Below are 19,525 nucleotides of genomic sequence, written 5' to 3'. Positions count from 1 at the left end.
AGGGTGGGGTCTGGTTGGCGGAAACGGTGTGCACACAGCAGCTTTGGGTACTGGTGATGGGGGATAACCCTGCCAAGTTTCAGAGTGATAACTTGAATCCGGTTGAAGAGATAAGAGGGAAAATGGCCCTGGAGTTTATTTCAGCCGTAAACAGCCGCAGTGCAGGGCTGAATGTGCGTCTGCCATCCGAGACGGAGTGGGAATATGCCTGCAGAGCGTGGACGATCACACCGTTTTGGTTTGGGGAAGAACTTACTCCAGATGATGCCAACTATGATGGTGATAATCCCTACAATAACGGCAAAAAGGGGGAGTATCGAAAAGAGACGATGCCGGTGAAAAGTTTTCAGCCCAATCCCTGGGGACTCTACCAGATGCACGGCAATGTCTGGGAATGGTGCCAGGACAGATGGCATGACAGCTATCGCGGTACACCTCCTCAGGATGGTTCTCCCTGGGAAGAGGGAGGTGACGAGAACAGGGCTGTCTGTCGTGGCGGGTCTTGGAACTCTCTCGGCTGGCGCCTGCGGTCTGCCTGTCGCTACTACGGCATCATCGACTACGGCTACTACGGTTTTCGTCTTGCTCGAGGTCCTGAACAGTTGGGGGCAGGCACGGTTCGCTGATGGTGCGCCACAGGGCAGAGTGAGGGACGAACGTGCCTGTGGGGCTCCATCAGCGAGAAAGCAATGATTTTGCAGCAGTAAAGAGGTGTTGCCCAACCACCTCAAGAATATCTCGTTTTCTGAAAGTCAGGAGAACGTTTTTCCAAAAAAGCAGCCATCCCTTCTTTCTGTTCGTCACCGCCAAAACAGAGGCCAAAAAGATCCGCTTCATAGGAGCAGGCCCTGGTCAGATCCATTTCCATCCCGTTGTTCACCACTTCCTTGCACAGCTGCACCGCCGCAGGCCCGCGGGAACCGATTAATGCGGCCAGTGCCAGACATTCCTCCATAAGTTTTTCCTGGGGAACGACCCGGTTCACCAGCCCGATCCGGCGGGCTTCAGCGGCATCGATTACCTTTCCAGAATAGAGGAGCTCACAGGCCAGGCCCTTGCCGATCAATCTCGGCAATCTTTGTGTTCCGCCAAAACCGGGAATGACTCCGAGCTTCACCTCAGGCAGCCCGAATTTGGCATTGTCACTGGCCAGGCGGATATCGCAGGAAAGAGCCAGTTCGCAACCGCCGCCCATGGCAAAGCCGTTTACTGCCGCAATAACCGGTTGCGGCAGATTTTCAATAGTCCGGGTAACGGTCTGGCCAAGCCTGCCAAAGAGCTTTCCTTCATTAGAAGTCAGATCCTGCATAAAGGCAATGTCCGCGCCAGCCACAAAGGCGTTTTCACCGGCTCCGGTGAGAATTACCACCTTTATTGTCTTGTCTCGGCTCAGTTTCGTCAAACAGAAGAGCAGTTCTTCAAGCATTGTTTTATTTAAGGCATTGAGTGCTTGGGGCCTGTTGAGAGTGACGATGGCTGAGGTTTTGTTTTTTTCTACGAGGATGTTTGTGTAGTCCACTGTAATTCTCCATGAGGGTACAATTGAATAATTGATCATCTTCTTCGTTACTGTCAAAAATTGATCTCAATGGTGATAACGGTGGCATTATATCACCATTGGTGGAAAATCTGTATGGCGGTGGTTTCCCACGATGTTGTTGTGTAGACAAGGCATGCCTTGTCTCTACGGTGGCGGGAATTAGCGAAATGGTAATTATTACCGATAATCTGTGAAATGATACACGCCATGTTGTCACTACGGGGTGATAACGATGACATTACACACCATTGGTGGAAAATCGGCACGGCGGTGGTTTCCCGCGATGTTGTTGTGTAGACAAGGCATGCCTTGTCTCTACGGTGGCGGTAATTAACGAAATGGTAATTATTACCGATAATCCGCAAAAGAATACACGCTATGTTATCACTACGGGGACTCATACAGGTTGCTACCACGGAAAGCACGGAAGGACACGGAAAACATCAATTATAAATTCAAAAGAGTATCACTTCACCAGCCAGGGACTATAGGAATGGATAAAGAGGATGTAAAATTGATCTCATTGTAGAAACGCCCGTTGTGCTGGAGATGCCCAAATTGGTCGTCTCTACGGAGCCTTTTGCTTTTTCCCGTCTCCTGTCTCCCGTCTCCCTTCTCCCTTTTTCTTTCTCCCTTCTCCCGTCCCTCTTTGATCCTCCCTCGTCTTTTCCATAAGAAGAGAGTACTTTCTATAGAGAGGCGAAACAGACGCACATCCGACTGAAAGGGCAGGCAGCTCATGGCAGAAAATCCACTCCCATTGTCTCATTCTTCAGCGACATCGAAAAGTCGGGAACCACTTTTTCGTGCCCGCGGAGTGACCAGGGTATATCACACTGGTGAGGTGGAGGTGCGGGCGTTGAACGGCGTGGATCTGGATCTCTTCGAGGGTGAGCTGGTGGTCCTGCTCGGCGCGTCCGGCAGCGGCAAGTCCACACTGCTCAATATCCTCGGTGGTCTGGACTCGCTGACCGATGGCACGCTGACCTTTCGCGGTAAAGACCTGACCTCCGCGACCGAACGGGAGTTAACTCTCTACCGCCGTAACACCGTCGGTTTCATCTTTCAGTTTTACAATCTCATTCCCAGCCTTACCTCCCGCGAGAACGTCGCTCTGATCACCGACATCGCCCCCGATCCCATGGATCCCGAAGAAGCGCTTGATCTCCTGGAACTCGGCGAGCGGATGGATCACTTCCCCTCACAACTCTCCGGCGGCCAGCAGCAGCGTGTTGCCATCGCCCGTGCCATCGCCAAGCGCCCTGATGTTCTCCTCTGTGATGAACCCACCGGGGCACTGGATGTGAAAACCGGGGTGATGGTGCTTGATGCCATCGACCGCGTAAACCGGGAGCTGGGCACGCTGGTGGTCATCATCACTCACAACGCCGTTATTGCCGACATGGCCGATCGGGTGATCTTCCTTTCCGATGGCAAAATTACCCATATTCAGGAAAATCCTGTGCGCCGCCCGGTGGGCGAGCTTTCCTGGTGAGCGGCCATGCGTCCCCTTGACCTGAAACTCTTCCGAGATCTTGCGGCCATGAAAGGGCAGATGGCGGCAGTTGCCATGGTGATGGCCTGCGGGCTGATGGTCATGATCATGGAGCGCGGGCTGGTGGTGTCTCTGGAGACATCAAGAGATGCATATTATCAGAGTAACCGTCTGGCAGACCTCTTCTGTGATCTCAAGCGGGCACCTAATTCGCTGCGCGTCCGGCTCTCTCATATCCCCGGTGTCGCGGTGGCTGAAACCCGGGTGAAGGGCAGTGCCGTCCTCGATATCCCGGGGATGAAACAGACGGCGGAAGGGACGCTTCTCTCCCTGCCGGAGGACCACCCTCAGCATCTCAATCTGCTCTATCTGCGGGTGGGGCGGCTGCCCGTCGCCGGGAACCGGGGAGAAGTTGTGGTGAGCGATGCTTTTGCCGAGGCCCATGGTTTTATGCCCGGTGACACCATTGATGCGACGATCTACGGCGCCCGCGAACGGCTGCATATTGTCGGGATCACGCTGTCACCAGAATATGTTTATGCCTTGCCTCCCGGCAGCATCATGCCCGACAACCGCCGCTACGGCGTTTTCTGGATGAATGAACGGGAGCTGGCCGTCGCGCTCGGCCTCGAAGGCGCATTCAACAACGTGGTGGTGGATGTGGCTCCCGGCGGCGATCCGACTGCGGTGAAGGCGGATCTCGACCGCATTCTCACCCCGTACGGAGGGCTGACGACCTACGACCGCACGGAGCAGTTGTCGGTGAAAATGGTGAACGACGAGATCAAGGGGCTGCGCACCATGGCGGTTGCCTTTCCCCTGATCTTTTTGAGCATTGCCGCCTTCATGACCAGCGCGGCTCTCTCCCGTCTTGTCCACCTGCAGCGCGAGCAGATCGCCCAGTTGAAGGCCTTTGGCTATTCCTCCCGCACCATCGGCTGGCACTACTGTAAATTTGCCCTCGTGGTGGTGATTTTTGCCTTCCTCGTCGGCGGGGCACTCGGGATGTGGTTCGGCAGCCGCATGCTTATGGTGTACCATCCTTTCTTTCGTTTCCCGGTGCTGGACTTTTACCCGGACTGGCCTGCGTTTCTCCTTGCGGTGCTTGCCAGCGCGGCCACCTCTTTTCTTGGTGTTCTCGGTGCGGTGCGTCATGCGGTGACTCTTCCTCCCGCCGAGGCGATGCGGCCGGAGCCGCCAGCGGCGTTTAGAGCCTCCCTGCTGGAACGCATCGGGTTGCAGAAGCTGGCGTCCACCTCCTTCCGCATGGCCCTGCGTAATCTGGAACGCAAACCGTGGCAGGCGCTGTTTACCACCCTCGGTCTGGCGATGGCCACGGCCATTCCCATCGTCTCGGTTTCCATGGGCGATGGCATGGATTACATGATGGATTTTCAGTGGCGCCTGGCGCAGCGGCAGGATGTCACGCTGGCGTTGATTGAACCGGGATCCTTCAGTGTGATAAACGACATGCGGGGGCTGCCCGGTGTGCTCAATGTCGAGCCCTTCCGCGCGGTGGCTGCCCGCCTCTACTCTGGCCATCACAAGCGCCGCGTGGCCATTACCGGCCTGCCACAAAACGTCCTTCTGAGCCGTGTGCTTGATGTACACGGAAAACCAGTGGCGCTGCCGCTTTCCGGGCTGCTGCTTTCGAAACAGCTGGCAAAGATGCTTTTCGTTCAGCCGGGTGATGCACTGCGTGTTGAGGTGCTGGAGGGCAGACGGCCGGTTCTCCATACCACCGTCAGCGGCACGATCACTGATTTTGCCGGGGTGGGTGCGTGGATGGATATCGACCGCCTGCATCATCTGATGCGGGAAAGTCGCACCGTCAGCGGCGCACATCTCACTGTAGATTCTGCGCGTGAGGATGAATTTTTCGCCGCAGTGAAAGATTCTCCGCGCATCGGCTCTATTACCACCACCCGGGCGGCGCGGGAAAATTATGATAAGATGATGGGACGTATGATGGATATCAGCCGGGCCATCTTTTTCTTTTTCTCGGTGGTTGTTGCCTTTGGCGTGATCTACAACGGTGCGCGTATCGCCCTGTCGGAGCGTGCCCGCGATCTGGCCACCCTGCGCGTCATCGGTTTTACACAGCGTGAAGTTGCCACCGTCCTCATTGGTGAACTCACTCTTCTGACCCTGCTGGCGCTGCTGCCCGGGCTTTATATTGGCAGTGAGCTGACGAGCCTGATACTGACAAGTATCAATACGGAGACCATGCGCATTCCAGTGGTGCTGACGGGCCGGGCCTATGCCACCGCCGTCCTTATTGTGCTCCTCTCTTCGGCACTGTCATTTACCGTTGTCAGTCGTCACATAGTGAAACTTGACCTCCTTGGAGTTTTGAAGGCGAGAGAATGATGAAAACAAAAAACGAAAGCACAGACAGAGGGAAGATTTCGGCTGCCGGACGCGCCAAAAAGAGAAAAGACCTCTGGCGGAAAATGTTTCTCTCCCTCTTCGCCGTCGCGCTGGTGGCTGCACTTGTCGCCGGCTTCTGGCCGAAACCGATCAAAGTCGAGACGGTACCGGTCAGCCGGGGTGCACTCACCGTCACTGTTCTGGAAGAGGGCAAAACGCGTATCCGCCACCGTTATGTTATTTCACCGCCGGTGAGCGGTTTTCTCAAGCGTGTGCAGCTGCGTGCCGGTGCGAAGATTGAAAAGGGCAAAACGGTGCTGGCAACCCTTGAAGCCGAGCCGTCACGCTTTCTCGATCCCCGCACCCGGTCTGAGGCAGGGGCTCGAATGAAGGCCGTGGAGGCAGTTCGCATGCAGCGCGAGGCCGAGGTGAAACGGGCAAAGGCGGTCCTTGAACTTGCCAAAAACGACTTCAGGCGAGCCGAAAAGCTCACCAGAGTGAATGCCGTTGCCCGCCAACAGTGGGATGCGGCCAGAACCACTGTTGAGATGCGCGGTCAGGAGTTGAGTTCTGCCAGATTTGCCCTGCGCGCCGCCGAGTTTGAGGTAGAACAGGTACGGGCGACCCTGCAGCAGGTCTCCACTTCGGGCGTTGATAACTCAACTCCTCTGCAGCTCATTGCCCCCATTGACGGCTTTGTTCTCAACGTCTATCAAGAGAATGCCTGTCTCGTGGCTGCCGGTACGCCGATCATGGAAGTTGGTGATCCGCGTGATCTTGAGGCAGAGATTGAGCTGCTTTCCAGCGATGCCGTCGCGGTCAGCCCCGGTGCGGAGGTCTCCATTGAACACTGGGGCGGCGAAACATCCATACGTGCTCGTGTAACCCTTGTTGAACCTGGCGGTTTCATGAAAATCTCCGCGCTTGGCGTGGAAGAACAACGCGTCAAGGTGCGCGTTGCCTTTGTCGATCCGCTTCCTCTGGAAAAGCTTGGAGATCGTTACCGCGTCGAGGCACGCATTGTCACCTGGCATGGGGAAGATGTTCTGCAGATTCCCACCGGAACACTGTTCCGGCGCGGGAATGACTGGATGACCTTTGTTGTGGAAGAGGGCAGGGCGCACCTGCGCAGGGTTGATATTGCTCATAACAACGGCATCACTGCGGAAGTGCTTTCCGGGCTGACGCAGGCGGATTCCGTGATCGTCTATCCTCCAGACAGTGTGACGGAAGGCAGTGCTGTCAGAGCGGATGCGGGGGAAGGCAGGAAGTAATTACATTTTGTATTGGCGGATTCAAAGGCAGGGGCGGGAAAAGGGAGAAAGGAGACGGGAGACGGGAAAAAGCAAAAGATTTCCGTAGAGACGATCAATTTTGGCGTCTTCAGCACAACGGATGTTTCTAAAATTGATCGCGATGGTGATAACGGTGGCACCTATCATCATTGGTGAAAAATCGGCACAACAGTGATTCCAGCAATGATGTAGAGACAAGGCATGCCTTGTCTACACGGTGACGGTAAACGTAACGATAACGGTGCAACCGTAACCGAATACGAAACACGGAACACGATAACCCGCGAAACATACCCGCCACATTATCACTACGGAGTGATAACGGTGGCACCTATCATCATTGGTGAAAAATCGGCACAACAGTGATTCCAGCAATGATGTAGAGACAAGGTATGCCTTGTCTATACGGTGACGACAAACGTAACGATAACGGTGCAACCGTAACCGAATACGAAACACGGAACACGATAACCCGCGAAACATACCCGCCACATTATCACCACGGGGTGATAAGGGTGGCACCCATCATCATTGGTGAAAAATCGGCACAACAGTGATTCCGGCAATGATGTAGAGACAAGGCATGCCTTGTCTACACGATGACGACAAACGTAACGATAACGGTGGAATGACTTGTAACGCATGGAATAAACAGGTAGCAATTCTCTGTTTAATTTTAAAATCTTTTTTAAAGTTTTTTGCCTTTATTCGCGTGTTTAGAGCTTTTATTCGTTGGCAAAAAGTTTTTCGCTGTTCCGTCTTTTGCTTTTCCCCGTCTCCCGTCTCCCTTTATCCATCCCCCTGCCTTTACATTCGCCAAGATAAAGTGAAATGTGATTAGAAATGAGTCGGGCACATCTGTTCCCGACGCATTCCGGATATTTCAACTATCCCTGAAGGTCTGTCGGGGTTATACTGTGCGGGTAAAAATAGAATGTGGCCAGATGAGCATTCGATCCTTTGGGATTTCACCTGAAAGAAGAACGGGGCAGCCATGAACGTAAAAGAAAATATTGTAGTTGATACCACCATCCCAACCCTCGGTGAGGCAAAGATTCCGACACCGTTGACCAATCAGCGTTTCGTTGATGACACCAAACCTCTTACTCTTTCCCTGACATCAGAGGACCTGGCAGAACTCGATTCCGATTCGCTGTCGCTGCCCTTTGAGAAGGCGGGGCCGCGGGAAAAACTCTATTTTGATCCCTCCAAGACGAAATGCGCCATTGTCACCTGCGGCGGACTCTGCCCCGGGCTCAATGATGTTATTCGCTCCATTGTCATGAAGGCTCACTATCAGTACGGCATTCGTTCGGTTGTCGGCATTCGCAATGGACTCCGCGGGTTTATCCCGAAATACTGCTATGACGTAAAGGAACTGACCCCGGAGGTTGTCAGCAATATTCACCAGTTCGGCGGCACCATTTTAGGCTCATCCCGAGGAGCGCAGAGCATTGAGGAAATTGTCGATTCGCTGGGGCGGATGGATATCAATGTCCTCTTTGTTATTGGCGGCGACGGTACCATGCGTGCGGCGAAAAAGATTATGGAAGAGATAAAGGAGAGAGGCTGTCATATCTCGGTTATCGGTGTGCCCAAGACCATCGATAACGATATCAACTTTATCTCCCGCTCATTTGGCTTTGACACTGCGGTGGGAAAGGCGACAGAGGCCATTCGCAGTGCCCATGTGGAGGCGACCTGCGTCCGGAACGGTATCGGGCTGGTGAAACTTATGGGGCGGGAAGCCGGTTTCATTGCCGCCCAGGCCACTCTTGCTCTGCAGGAAGTGAATTTCGTGCTCGTCCCCGAGCAGCCCTTTAAACTTGACGGGGAAGACGGCCTGCTGGCCGCCGTGGAACGGCGTGTGAAGGCACGCGGGCACGCGGTGATCGTCTGTGCGGAAGGAGCCGGGCAGGATCTGCTGGGGGTTCAGCCGGAAAAGGGGTTTGTTGGCAATCCTGTTCTCGGAGATATCTGTACACTGCTGGTAGATCGCATCAAAAAGCACTTTCAGGCACGCAATCTGGAGATGGAGTTGAAATTCATTGATCCCAGCTACCTTATTCGTTCCGTTCCCGCCACCCCCGGAGACCGCGTCTATTGCGGATTCCTCGGTCAGAATGCCGTGCATGCGGCGATGGCCGGGAAGACGGGAATGGTGGTGACGGAATTCAAATCGAGCATGGTCCACCTTCCCCTCGACCTGGTGACGCTGAAAAGACGCACCTTGAACATTAAGTCTGACTACTGGTGCTCAGTCATGGATACCACAGGGCAACTGGATTATTTCAACGCACGGGGGAACGGGAAGGGCTGAAAAAGCAAACAGCGGTAAAAGAGTTTTTTCACCGCGAAGAACGCTGAGGAACACGAAGAAAGGCAAAAGCATTTGAAGAAAAGATTTTAAAAATTAGCAACTTCAGGCAATTTCATTATGGCTGGCCAGATATTTCTTATCATTCTTCCTGTTTTCCTCGTTATTGTCGTGGGGCTGGGATTAAAGCAGGTCGGGCTGCTTCACGATCGTCTGGTAAATGATCTGAATCGGTTTGTTTATTATGCCGCGCTTCCAGCTCTTCTCTTTCAAAAAATTGCTACGGCGGATTTTGGCAGTAATTTCTCCTTTCTCACGCTTGCGGGGCTTCTCGCAGCGATCTTTCTCACCTTTATTTTTGCCTCTCTGTGGACCCTTGGCAGAAAATATCCGCCGGTTGTCCAGGGGGCCTTTGTACAGGCCTCTGTCCGTGGGAATCTTGCGTATGTCGGGCTGGCGGTTATCAATGCGGTTTTCGGAGCGGCGGGTGTCACAAAGGCGGGGATTCTGCTCGGCTTTCTTGTTCCCTGCATGAGCATTGTTTCTATTCTGGCTCTGCTGCTGCCGTGGCGTGAAAAAGGGCAGAAGTTCCCGGTGCTGGAATATCTGCGGGAGATTGCCTTCAACCCGATGTTCATCGGCCCGGTACTCGGCATTCTCTGGAGCTGGCTGCGACTGCCCCTGCCGGAGGTTATGGCGCAGACTCTGCACATTTTCACTGGGATGACCCTGCCTGTAGCCCTGATCTGTACTGGCGCCTCCTTTTCCTTTCAACGATTTAAGGGATCGGCGGGTACGGCCATACTGTCCAGTGTGATAAAAGTTGCTTTTCTGCCCTTGCTGGCAGCGCTGATTCTTTTTGCTTTCAAGGTGCGGGGTGATGATCTGGCCATTGCAACCCTGCTGGCGGGAACGCCGACCGCCACCGTTTGCAGTATCCTTGCCAGTCAGTTGAGAGGGGACAGTGAGCTCTCTTCTGCCATTATCCTGATTACCACCTGCGCTTCCGCCTTCACCTGTACTGCCATTCTCTATTTCCTGAAGATGACAGGGAATCTGTCAGAAATTCTCTTTTAACAGACTTCGTGAAAGGAGGTAAAAGAAAGGAGACGAGAGAAGGGAGACGGGAGAAAGGGAAAAGTGAAAGACGGTAAGGCATTTTTTACCGCGAAGAACGCGAAGGAACACGAAGGAAAGCAAAAAGCATTTGAGAACAAAGACTTTTTTTAAAGTTTTTTGCCTTTATTCGCATGATTAGAGCTTTTATTCGTTGGCAAAAAGTTTTTCGCTGTTCCGTCTTTTGCTTTTCCCCGTCTCCCGTCTCCTTTCTCCCTTTTCCTGTTTATTTTTTCTTCATTGATCGGTGTGCTTTAACGACATGTCTTAACCAAAACAACATTCCCGCAACAGCCACCGTAACGAACAAACCGAACTCATAATTTTTCAGATTGCCGAGAAGTGCTTCCGCGATATTCCCGAACAGATATCCCAGAGTTGTCACTGCAACAGCCCAGAGAGATGCACTCAGCAGATTGAGCAGAGAAAAGCGAACCGGAGATATTCGAGCTGTGCCGAGGATGATCGGTGTAATGGTACGAAACCCATAAACGAACCGAAATCCGAAGATGAGCAGGTTCTGATGTTTGTGCAGAAGGGAAAATATCCTTTTTGCCTGGGGCTGCCATTTCGGGCGCTTCTCAAGCCATGTTTCCCCCTTTGCTCGACCAAGGTAAAAAGAGAGCTGATCTCCGCCAAAACTTCCAACAATCGCCCAGAATATGACCCAGTGCAAGTCGAGATAGCCCTGATGCGCCGCAAAACCCGCCAGCACAAGAATTGTCTCACCTTCAATAAAAGTACCGATTCCGACGGCGGCATAGCCGTATGTTGCAATGAGGTGTGTAATAAGTATCATCTTTTTCCCCGTCTGATGTCTCGGTGCGTTTCAGCGAATTCAGCCGAATTCAAGGTACCCCCAGGTAGAACAGGGCACTGTCCATTCAGGGTATAATACCAGTTCAAAATAATTCCGGGTACCTTGAAGAACCTGGGATCTCGTTCATATTTTACATTTTGTATTGGCGGATTCAAAAGCAGGAAGAAAGAAAAAGGGAGAAGGGAGACAGGAGACAGGAGACAGGAAAAAGCAAAAGGTCTTTGTAGAGACGACCAATTTGGGCGTCTCCAGCACAACGGGCGTTTCTACAAAAAGATCAATTTTATACCATTTACATTTTGTATTAACCAGAGAACGCAACTGCGTGGAAATCTTTTTTGGCTATTACGAATGGATAAACAGGATGTAAAACGAGCATAACTTAATAGACATGGTCTAATCATGCGAAAAAGGGCATTTTTTATAAAAGCGTAACTTCTTAAAGTTTTTTGCCTTTATTCGCATGATTAGAGCTTTTATTCGTTGGCAAAAAGTTTTTCGCTGTTCCGTCTTTTGCTTTTCCCTGTCTCCCGTCTCCTTTCTCCTGTCTCCCATCCCCCTGCCTTTGAATTCGCCAATAGAAAGTGAAAATGGCATTTAGTATAGTCACAACTTAATAGGAATGGTATTACATCCTGTTTATCCCTTCGTAATCACCAAAAAAATGTCCACGCAGTCGCGTTCTCTGATCCAGCCACCCATCAGTAAAAAATGTAATTGCTATTAGTGAAAATTCGTGTCCATTCGTGGTTCCGTCTGTCAGTAAAAATATAATTGGGATAAAGAGTTGTTCGACAGGCAGGAATGTCTACCGAACAGAAGGGTGCCTTGAATAATCTTGTATTTCGTTCATATTCAAGGCACAGGAGAAAATTTACCGGAGCTATATGTTTGATATCGGAGTCTGGCGCTTACCTGCGAGGATAAATTTTTGACTGTAACGAAGAAGATGGGCGAAAGACTGATTATTCAAGGTTCCCAGGAAAAGACTGTTACATGCGGCCTTGTCTTTGCTGGCCCTGCCCTTGTTTCTGTGTGGGCAGTTCGTCCTCAGTCAACACGCCATCACCATTAGCGTCCAATTTATCGAAATCTTTGGCGAGGGGGCCTTTGGCTTCATCTTTACTGATGTGGCCGTCTGAGTTTGTGTCCAGCTCATCAAAAGAGGGGGGTTGCTGCTGTTGCTGCTGCCCACCACGAGAACCACCGTTATTGTTGTTTGAAGCACAAGAAGTTAATGACGCCCCTGCAAATGCGAGCGCGAAAGCAAGCACAGTGATTCTTTTCATAACAATTTCCTTTTTCAAAGTGAATATGGGGCAGGCACATAATCTCCTGTCCTGACGACGTGATTATCCACAATGACAAGGCAAGAAGGATGGATAATTGGGGAGAATATAAGGATTCCTGTGCTGAATAATACCATTTACATTTTGTATTGGCGGATTCAAAGGCAGGGAGAAAGAAAAAGGGAGAAGAGAGAAAGAAAAAGGGAGAAGGGAGAAGGGAGACAGGAGACAGGAAAAAACAAAAGGTCTTTGTAAAGACGACCAATTTGGGTATCTCTACGATGTTAGAGTTTTATTTTACGGATATTGATTGTGCAGATCCAGATGCAATGTCACCGTTAACCCCCCGTAGTGACAGCCATGGCGTGTATCATTTCACAGATTATCGGTAATAATTACCATTTCGCTAATTCCCGCCACCGTAGAGACAAGGCATGCCTTGTCTACAGAACAACATCGCGGGAAACCACCGCCGTGCCGATTTCCCTCCAATGGTGATGCAATCCCGCCGTTATCCACCATTGAGATAAATTTTACATCCTGTTTATCCCTTCGTAATCACCAAAAAAATGTCCACGCAGTCGCGTTCTCTGATCAAGGCACCCATCAGTAAAAATAGAGTTGTTCGACAGGCAGGAGTGTCTGCCGAACAGGAAAGAGTGTTACATGGAGCCTTGTTTTTGCTGGCCTTGTCCTTGTCTCGGTTCGGGCAGTTCTTCCTCAGCCAAAAAGCCATCACCATCGGCGTCAAATTTATCGAAATCTTTAGCGAGGGGGCCTTTAACTTCATCTTTACTGAGATAGCCGTCAGAGTTCGCGTCCAGCTGAGCAAAAGTGGGGGGCTGACCACGAGGGCCACGGTCGTCGTTTGAAGCAAAGGCGGTTACTGAAGCTCCAATAAGTGCGAGAGCGAAAACAAGTGCAATGATTTTTTTCATAACAAGTTCCTTTTTCAAAATGAATATGGGGCAGGCACATAATCTCCTGTCCTGACAACGTCATTATCCACAATGACAAGGCAAAAAGGATGGATAATTGGGGAGAATATAAGGATTCCTGTGCTGAATTAAATTCCTCCGATACATGCTCTTCCTGTTTCCTTTTTCTTAGACGCCTGCTGAAGCCCAGATTTAGATAATTTGTTTTTTGGGCAGAGCCATAATAGAGGGAATACCAATAAGGGCAAGTCCGGCTGCTGCTATTAACGTAACGTCAAATCCGTACAGGTCCTGGAGTGCCCCGATGAAAAGAATAATCAGTGCATTGGTTACGAAGTTGAAGCACATATACAGACCATTTGCTGCACCACGGTTTTTCCCTGCATGCTCCTGCACTACGGCAAGCAGTACGGGGGAGCCCGCAAAACCAAAAAACGCAATGACCGCGAGCCAGGGAATCATCTGCCAGCCAGAGGCATACACAAGGCCGAGCATTGCAACAGGCCCTGTAAGCATCCCTGCATAGAGCACTTTTTTCCTGCCGATAAAATCGCTGAGTGAGCCGCCAGCAAATGTCCCTGCAGTCCCCAAAAGTTCAAAGAAAGCAAGAGCCATGCCGCCGAGCCAGACACTTTCTCCTTTGCTTATAACGAGGTAGGCGGGAAGGTACCCGCTCAGGATTCCTACCAGACAGGCTCTTGAGACCAGCAGCCCGGTTATGGGCAGCATGACAGGCATAAGCTCTTTCCATGCTTCAGTCATTGTTGGCATCTGGCTTTTGTGGCGGGTGATTTTGGGCACATCACGTATCTGGAAGAACAAAACCACAGAGGCGCTGATACCGAAAACCATAAGGACCCAGGTATTTTCAAAGCCAAGAAATTTAATTGTAGTCGCTGCCAGTACAGGGCCCAGACTCCGGCCAAGCTCTCCTGCAACCATCCACCAGCTCATTCCGCGTCCGAGCCGTGTTCCTGAAAAGCGGGTGATGAACACGGGTCCGACAACATGGAACACGGAAGCACTGAATCCGGCTGCAAGGAGCATCAGGCAGAGGAGAGGATAACTGCTCGACAGCCCCAGCATACTGAAGAAGATGGCGGTAATTCCGGGACAGGCCGCGAACAGATAGCGGAGATCCTTTCGGTCAGCCAGAATACCCAGAAAAGGATTGGCCAGTGAGCTTGCACGGAAAAAGACGGTCAGCAGTCCTGCCAGAGCCATGGAAATGGAAGACCGTTCAATGATCAGCGGCAAAAAAGTGGGCAGAAAGCTTGAGTAGGTGTCATGGACGAAATGGCCTCCGGAAACGGTCAGAATTCGACGCGGAGAGGCTGCCTCAGTGGCTGTTTCAGGGGTCTGTCCGGCGACTGACCCGGGTGTTTCAGAAATGTGTTTGGAGGACGTCATAACTCTTCTTTATTGGCAGGATATAATGAGGAAAAAAGGGATAAACCATGGTTTCACGCTGAAGCCTCTACCTCCCTTTCCGGGCCGACTGGCCTGATTGGGAAATTCCCGGGGGCCAGGCATCTTGCCGATTTCTTCCTGAAATCTGCCGGGGCTCGGGGATGACTCTTCGTGGTCGTTCGGGCATCTGGAAAGAGTAACATTCGCAGCGGGCAGTGCAAGAATAAAACGTGGTCGGTTTGCTGACTGCTCTGGTCCCAATTTCTCTGATTTTCGCATTCAGGAGAAGGGAAGCAGGAAGACGGGAAAAGCAAAAGGTCTTTGTAGAGACGACCAATTTGGGCGTCTTTAGCATAACAGGCATTTCATCCCACAACGGACGTCATCGGGTTTTGTTGCCCGGTTTTTTCCTGCCTCCTGTCTCCTGCCTCCTTTCTCCCTTTTTGTCTTTGTCTTGCCTGCAGGAGGAAAAGGGCTTAATTTTTAAAGGTCTTCCATGCTGTTACGGGCTCCTCTGCGGGCAAAGACTCATCATCAACAAAAGGAAAGCCTTATGAAAAAAATCATCAATGATGTCGACAGGGTAATCGTAGAAACCCTTGAAGGGATGGCTGCCGCGCATCCCGAGTTAAAGGTTAATATTGATCCTCACTACATCGTCCGGGCGCATAAGGGAAACAAGGTGGCAGTCATTTCCGGTGGAGGCAGCGGGCATGAACCGCTCCACGGTGGTTTTGTCGGTACCGGGATGCTTGATGGTGCCTGCCCCGGTGAGATGTTCACCTCTCCCACTCCCGACCAGATGTATGAGTGTGCAAAGGTTGCGGAGAGTGGTAAAGGGGTTCTTTTCCTCGTGAAGAACTACACCGGTGATGTGATGAACTTTGAAACGGCAGTGGAGCTTGTTGCAGGGGAAAACATCGCCGTGCAGGCCATTCTTGTGGATGATGATGTGGCCGTGAAGGACAGTCTCTACACTGCAGGGCGGCGGGGTGTCGGTCTCACCGTGCTCATGGAAAAAATTGTCGGAGCGGCGGCAGAAGCTGGATGCGATCTTGATACCTGTGCCAGCCTTGCCCGCAAGGTGAATCTGAATGGACGCAGTCTGGGCATGGCGCTTACCTCGTGTACCGTTCCCGCTGCGGGCAAGCCCACCTTTCAACTGGCGGATGATGAGATGGAGATTGGTATTGGTATTCACGGTGAACCCGGGATTAAACGGATGCCGTTCAAGCGTGCCGATGAAATTACTGAAATCCTCACCACCACCATTCTGGACGACAAAGGCTACAGCCGTACTCTGCGGGAGTGGGACAGAGGGGCGGGCGACTGGGTGGAAAAAACCCTCGTTGATAAAGATTTTAATGAGGGGGATGAGATGATTGTTCTCGTCAACAGCATGGGTGGCACTCCGTTGTCAGAGCTTTATGTGGTCTATCGCAAACTGGCAGAAATCTGTAAAGGGCGGAAGATCAAGATTGTCCGCAGCCTTGTCGGCCCCTATATCACCTCGCTGGAGATGCAGGGCTTTTCCATTACGCTGCTCAAAGCCGATGCCGAGATTCTTCAATACTGGGATGCTCCGGTTCGGACCCCCGGCCTGCAACTCGGATAACAAAGGAATATAACTATGATCACAGAAGAACAGGTTCTTGCCTGGCTGGAACTCTCCGCCACCGTGATGGCGGAGAATAAGGAATTCCTTACCGATCTTGATGCGGCCATCGGCGATGCCGACCACGGAATCAATATGAACCGCGGCTTCAGCAAAGTGAAGGACAAACTTCCCGAGCTGGCGGGGAAAGATATCGGTACCATCCTGAAAACTACCGGCATGACGCTCATGTCGAGCGTGGGCGGGGCGAGTGGCCCCCTCTATGGGACCGTTTTCATGAAAGCGGGTCAGGCCCTTGCGGGAAAAACGGAGCTCGGCAGTGATGACCTCTGCACGCTTTTCCAAAGCGGCCGTGATGGTATCGTGCAGCGTGGAAAGGCTGTTGCCGGGGATAAAACCATGTTTGATGTCTGGGCACCGGTGGTGGAAGTGGCTGACGCCAACAGGGGGCTGGAGCCCCTTGCATTCTTAGAAATGTGCGTTGCCACGGCCGAAGAGGCGAGGGATGCCACTGCGCCGATGCAGGCGAGGAAGGGCCGGGCCAGTTATCTCGGGGAGCGCAGTATTGGCCATATCGACCCCGGGGCCGCGTCTTCAACGCTGCTGCTTGCGGCACTTCGCGATACGATAAAAGGAGGCTGAAAATGATTGGAATCGTAATTGTCTCCCACAGCAGGGAACTGGCAGCGGGGATTCAGGCGCTTATTGAACAGATGGTGAGCAGCCCCGAAGCGAGAGAGAATATCGCTTATGTCGGTGGACTCGATGATGAGAGCAATCCCATTGGCACAGATCCCATGCAGGTAATGGAGGCAATTACGAGGGTTGCAGGGGAAGAAGGGGTGCTGGTGCTGATGGATCTCGGCTCCGCGCTCCTTTCTGCGGAGACTGCCCTTGATTTTATTGACCCTGAGGTGGCCGAAAATGTGCGCCTCTGCGCTGCCCCCATCGTGGAGGGGGCGCTTGCCGCTGCAATTCAGGCCTCCCTTGGTGCTGATCTGGAGAGCGTGGCGCGGGAGGCGGAAGGGGCTCTGGCCATGAAGCGCAGCCAGTTGGGGCTGAATGATGAGGAGGCAGCACCCGGGGTGCAGGGCGCGCCTCTCAAGGAGGAGGAGGACGGGCTTACTCTCGATCTGGTTATTACCAATGAAAATGGGCTGCACGCCCGTCCCGCCGCGCGATTTGTGGGCTGTGCGGGGAAATTTCAGGCAGAAATTCAGCTGGAGAAGGCCGGAAAACATGCCAATGCTAAAAGTATCAATCAGGTGACCGGACTTGCGGTAAAAAAAGGTGAGACGATTCACATTATTGCAACCGGGAGCGATGCCGCGGAGGCCCTTGCCGCGATTCGCCTTCTTCACGAGGATCAGTTTGGCGAAAAGGACGTACAGCCTCTGCAGGCGCCTGTGCAGACTTCTCCGACGGCGGTGAACGCCGGGGGGCAGGGGGAGAGTGTAGAGGGAATCCTTTCCGGAATTGCTGTCTCCCCCGGAATTGCCATTGGTGAGGCTTTCCTGCTGAAGAGCGGTCCGCTGGTGGTGAAGAAGGAAAAAAGTGATTCCCCGGAAGAGGAACTCCGCCGCCTTGATGTCGCTCTCCGTGAGGCTGTTACCGCTACGGAACAGGAGAAGGCTGCTGTTGGTAAAAGTAATCCTCAGCAGGCGGAAATTTTTGATTTTCACCGTCTTCTCCTGCAGGATGAAGAGACCCTTGAGGCAACAAAGAAACGTATCAGGGAAGAGAGCAAGACTGCCGAAGCCGCATGGCAAAGTGTTACAGATGCGCTGGTGGAGAGGTATCGCAATATCGATGACAGTTATCTCCGCGAACGTGCCGCCGATGTGGTCGATATTCAACAGAAGGTCCTGCGCGGGCTTATCGGCGGCGATCTTCTGCCGACGGAGCTGCCGGGACCGGTAATTGTTATCGCGAAGGATTTGAGTCCCGGCGAAGTCGTTGCTCTCCCTCCAGAGACACTGGGGATCTGTATGGAAGAGGGCGGGGTGACCTCCCATGCGGCCATTCTCGCTGCTGCCAGAGGTCTTCCCACCATTACGGCGATACGCGGTCTCTGCGCTGGAGTTGCAGATGGTCAGCTTCTTATTCTTGACGGAAGCACCGGTCAGTTGCACCTGCACCCCGATGCTGCCACTACTGCGCAATACAGAGAACGCCAGCTCGCTGCAGAGCAGCAGGTGCAGCGACTGCGGGAGAGTGCGCAGCTGCCGGCCATTACCCGAGATGACCATTCTCTGCGTATCTCCGCCAATATTGGCGGGCCGCAGGATGTTGCCGGGGCGCTTGCGGGCGGTGCGGAGGGGGTAGGCCTTTTTCGCACTGAATTCCTTTTTCAGGAGAGCGGCGGTGAACCGGACGAAGACAGTCAGTGTGCGAGCTACCGTGCAGCGGTGGAAGCCCTTGCGGGGCGTCCGCTCATTATTCGCACCCTTGATATTGGCGGTGACAAATCTCTGCCGGGGATGAGCAGCACCTGCGAAGAGAACCCTTTTCTTGGCAGGCGCGGTATTCGTTTCACCTTTGCCCATCCAGAAATCTTCAAGCGCCAGCTCCGTGCTCTGCTTCGCGCCTCCCATTATGGAGACCTGAAGATCATGTTTCCCATGATTGGTTCCCCGGGGGAATTTCGCCGGGCGAAAGCCATGCTGCAGGAGGCCATGGAGGAGCTGCAGCAGGAGAAAATCCCCTGCAATGCAGCCATCAAAGTCGGTTTGATGATTGAAGTGCCTTCCGCAGTGATTCTTGCCGATCAACTGGCCGCCGAGGCGGATTTTTTTAGTATCGGCACCAACGATCTCAGCCAGTATATTCTCGCTGCGGATCGTGGCAATGCAGGTGTCGCGGGACTCATAACCCCATTTCATCCGGCGGTTCTACGGGCTGTAGATGCCACCGTAAAGGCTGCCCATGAGGCAAATATTCATGTGGGGATGTGCGGTGCCTTTGCGGGAATGCAGGAGGCGGCACCGCTTTTAGTCGGCCTTGGACTGGATGAGTTGAGCATGAACACTCCGGGTATCGCCGGGCAGAAAGAGGCGATTCGTGCCCTTACCTTGAAAGATGCACAGGAGTGTGCGGGGGCCGCCCTCCGGTGCTCTTCCGCTGAGGAGGTTCAGCAGCTTCTTCAGGCATTTCGTGGGGGATTGAGGAACTGATTTTCTGGAAGACACGTTTGAACTTCCTGTTGGCTGGATTCTTTTGCCTGTCTTTGTTTTTCCGGTGACCGGCCGTTATATTGCAAACGTGTTTTTGCATAGATTGATGTGTCCAAATTCAGGAGCACAAGGTTCGCAATTTTAAGT

Annotated in this window: 19 protein-coding genes; 12 read left to right on the top strand and 7 right to left on the bottom strand. The window is 52.7% G+C overall.

Translation table 11 applies throughout. The features are described 5' to 3' along the window. A partial coding sequence (locus JWG39_RS13265; RefSeq protein WP_205219902.1) for a formylglycine-generating enzyme family protein occupies positions 1-626 on the top strand: 626 nt, incomplete at its 5' end. Positions 627-727: 101 nt separating this feature from the next. On the opposite strand, the gene JWG39_RS13260 is transcribed toward JWG39_RS13265, so the two are convergent. Beyond that, on the bottom strand, positions 728-1,519 hold the full coding sequence (locus JWG39_RS13260) for an enoyl-CoA hydratase-related protein (RefSeq protein WP_205219901.1): 792 nt from the start codon (positions 1,517-1,519) through the stop codon (positions 728-730). Positions 1,520-1,791: 272 nt separating this feature from the next. Here JWG39_RS13260 and JWG39_RS13255 point away from each other — a divergent pair, with 272 nt between their 5' ends. From JWG39_RS13255 to JWG39_RS13240, 4 genes are all read left to right on the top strand, one after another. Further along, positions 1,792-2,031, top strand: coding sequence for a hypothetical protein (locus JWG39_RS13255; RefSeq protein ID WP_205219900.1), 240 nt, complete (start codon positions 1,792-1,794; stop codon positions 2,029-2,031). 248 nt (positions 2,032-2,279) lie between these two features. Continuing rightward, entirely contained in the window at positions 2,280-3,035 is a 756-nt protein-coding gene (locus tag JWG39_RS13250; RefSeq protein WP_205219899.1) for an ABC transporter ATP-binding protein, read from the top strand. A 6-nt stretch (positions 3,036-3,041) separates the two neighbouring features. Next, a complete protein-coding gene (locus JWG39_RS13245; RefSeq protein ID WP_205219898.1) occupies positions 3,042-5,405 on the top strand; it encodes an ABC transporter permease in 2,364 nt (787 codons plus the stop codon). Further along, positions 5,402-6,679, top strand: a complete 1,278-nt coding sequence (locus tag JWG39_RS13240; protein ID WP_205219897.1) for an efflux RND transporter periplasmic adaptor subunit — start codon at positions 5,402-5,404, stop codon at positions 6,677-6,679. The genes JWG39_RS13245 and JWG39_RS13240 overlap by 4 nt, the downstream gene beginning before the upstream one ends. A gap of 21 nt (positions 6,680-6,700) precedes the next feature. Here the strand turns inward: JWG39_RS13240 and JWG39_RS13235 are convergent, their stop codons facing one another. Beyond that, positions 6,701-6,898 carry a hypothetical protein gene (locus tag JWG39_RS13235; RefSeq protein ID WP_205219896.1) on the bottom strand — a complete coding sequence of 66 codons (198 nt, stop codon included), beginning with the start codon at positions 6,896-6,898 and terminating at the stop codon, positions 6,701-6,703. A 3-nt stretch (positions 6,899-6,901) separates the two neighbouring features. Here JWG39_RS13235 and JWG39_RS13230 point away from each other — a divergent pair, with 3 nt between their 5' ends. From JWG39_RS13230 to JWG39_RS13215, 4 genes are all read left to right on the top strand, one after another. After that, positions 6,902-7,066 (top strand): hypothetical protein, encoded by a 165-nt coding sequence (locus JWG39_RS13230; protein WP_205219895.1) that lies wholly within the window; start codon positions 6,902-6,904, stop codon positions 7,064-7,066. A 26-nt stretch (positions 7,067-7,092) separates the two neighbouring features. Continuing rightward, on the top strand, positions 7,093-7,257 hold the full coding sequence (locus tag JWG39_RS13225; RefSeq protein ID WP_205219894.1) for a hypothetical protein: 165 nt from the start codon (positions 7,093-7,095) through the stop codon (positions 7,255-7,257). Positions 7,258-7,694: 437 nt separating this feature from the next. After that, the gene (locus JWG39_RS13220) at positions 7,695-9,020 is read left to right on the top strand and encodes an ATP-dependent 6-phosphofructokinase (protein WP_205219893.1); all 1,326 of its coding nucleotides are present in this window, start codon (positions 7,695-7,697) and stop codon (positions 9,018-9,020) included. A gap of 117 nt (positions 9,021-9,137) precedes the next feature. After that, on the top strand, positions 9,138-10,094 hold the full coding sequence (locus JWG39_RS13215) for an AEC family transporter (RefSeq protein ID WP_205219892.1): 957 nt from the start codon (positions 9,138-9,140) through the stop codon (positions 10,092-10,094). 265 nt (positions 10,095-10,359) lie between these two features. Here JWG39_RS13215 and JWG39_RS13210 read toward each other — a convergent pair whose 3' ends face one another. The 5 genes from JWG39_RS13210 to JWG39_RS13190 all read right to left on the bottom strand — a co-directional run bounded on the left by JWG39_RS13210 (position 10,360) and on the right by JWG39_RS13190 (position 14,590). Continuing rightward, entirely contained in the window at positions 10,360-10,932 is a 573-nt protein-coding gene (locus JWG39_RS13210) for a DedA family protein (RefSeq protein WP_205219891.1), read from the bottom strand. Positions 10,933-11,945: 1,013 nt separating this feature from the next. Continuing rightward, positions 11,946-12,242 carry an EF-hand domain-containing protein gene (locus JWG39_RS13205; RefSeq protein ID WP_205219904.1) on the bottom strand — a complete coding sequence of 99 codons (297 nt, stop codon included), beginning with the start codon at positions 12,240-12,242 and terminating at the stop codon, positions 11,946-11,948. A 375-nt stretch (positions 12,243-12,617) separates the two neighbouring features. Continuing rightward, a complete protein-coding gene (locus JWG39_RS13200; RefSeq protein ID WP_205219890.1) occupies positions 12,618-12,764 on the bottom strand; it encodes a hypothetical protein in 147 nt (48 codons plus the stop codon). A 140-nt stretch (positions 12,765-12,904) separates the two neighbouring features. Next, entirely contained in the window at positions 12,905-13,180 is a 276-nt protein-coding gene (locus JWG39_RS13195) for a CREC-EF hand family protein (RefSeq protein ID WP_205219903.1), read from the bottom strand. A 192-nt stretch (positions 13,181-13,372) separates the two neighbouring features. Continuing rightward, positions 13,373-14,590 (bottom strand): MFS transporter, encoded by a 1,218-nt coding sequence (locus tag JWG39_RS13190; RefSeq protein ID WP_205219889.1) that lies wholly within the window; start codon positions 14,588-14,590, stop codon positions 13,373-13,375. Between the two features lie 553 nt (positions 14,591-15,143). Here JWG39_RS13190 and dhaK point away from each other — a divergent pair. The 3 genes from dhaK to ptsP are packed head-to-tail and all read left to right on the top strand — an operon-like array spanning position 15,144 to position 19,378. Next, entirely contained in the window at positions 15,144-16,205 is a 1,062-nt protein-coding gene (gene dhaK, locus JWG39_RS13185) for a dihydroxyacetone kinase subunit DhaK (protein ID WP_205219888.1), read from the top strand. Positions 16,206-16,220: 15 nt separating this feature from the next. Further along, positions 16,221-16,847 carry a dihydroxyacetone kinase subunit DhaL gene (gene dhaL, locus JWG39_RS13180; RefSeq protein WP_205219887.1) on the top strand — a complete coding sequence of 209 codons (627 nt, stop codon included), beginning with the start codon at positions 16,221-16,223 and terminating at the stop codon, positions 16,845-16,847. Positions 16,848-16,849: 2 nt separating this feature from the next. Further along, complete coding sequence (gene ptsP, locus JWG39_RS13175) at positions 16,850-19,378, top strand: phosphoenolpyruvate--protein phosphotransferase (protein WP_205219886.1); 2,529 nt, start codon at positions 16,850-16,852, stop codon at positions 19,376-19,378. The last annotated feature ends 147 nt before the right edge of the window (positions 19,379-19,525 follow it).

The organism is Desulforhopalus vacuolatus (genome assembly GCF_016918505.1).
Lineage (GTDB): Bacteria > Desulfobacterota > Desulfobulbia > Desulfobulbales > Desulfocapsaceae > Desulforhopalus > Desulforhopalus vacuolatus.
This window is presented reverse-complemented; position numbering and strand designations above follow the sequence as displayed.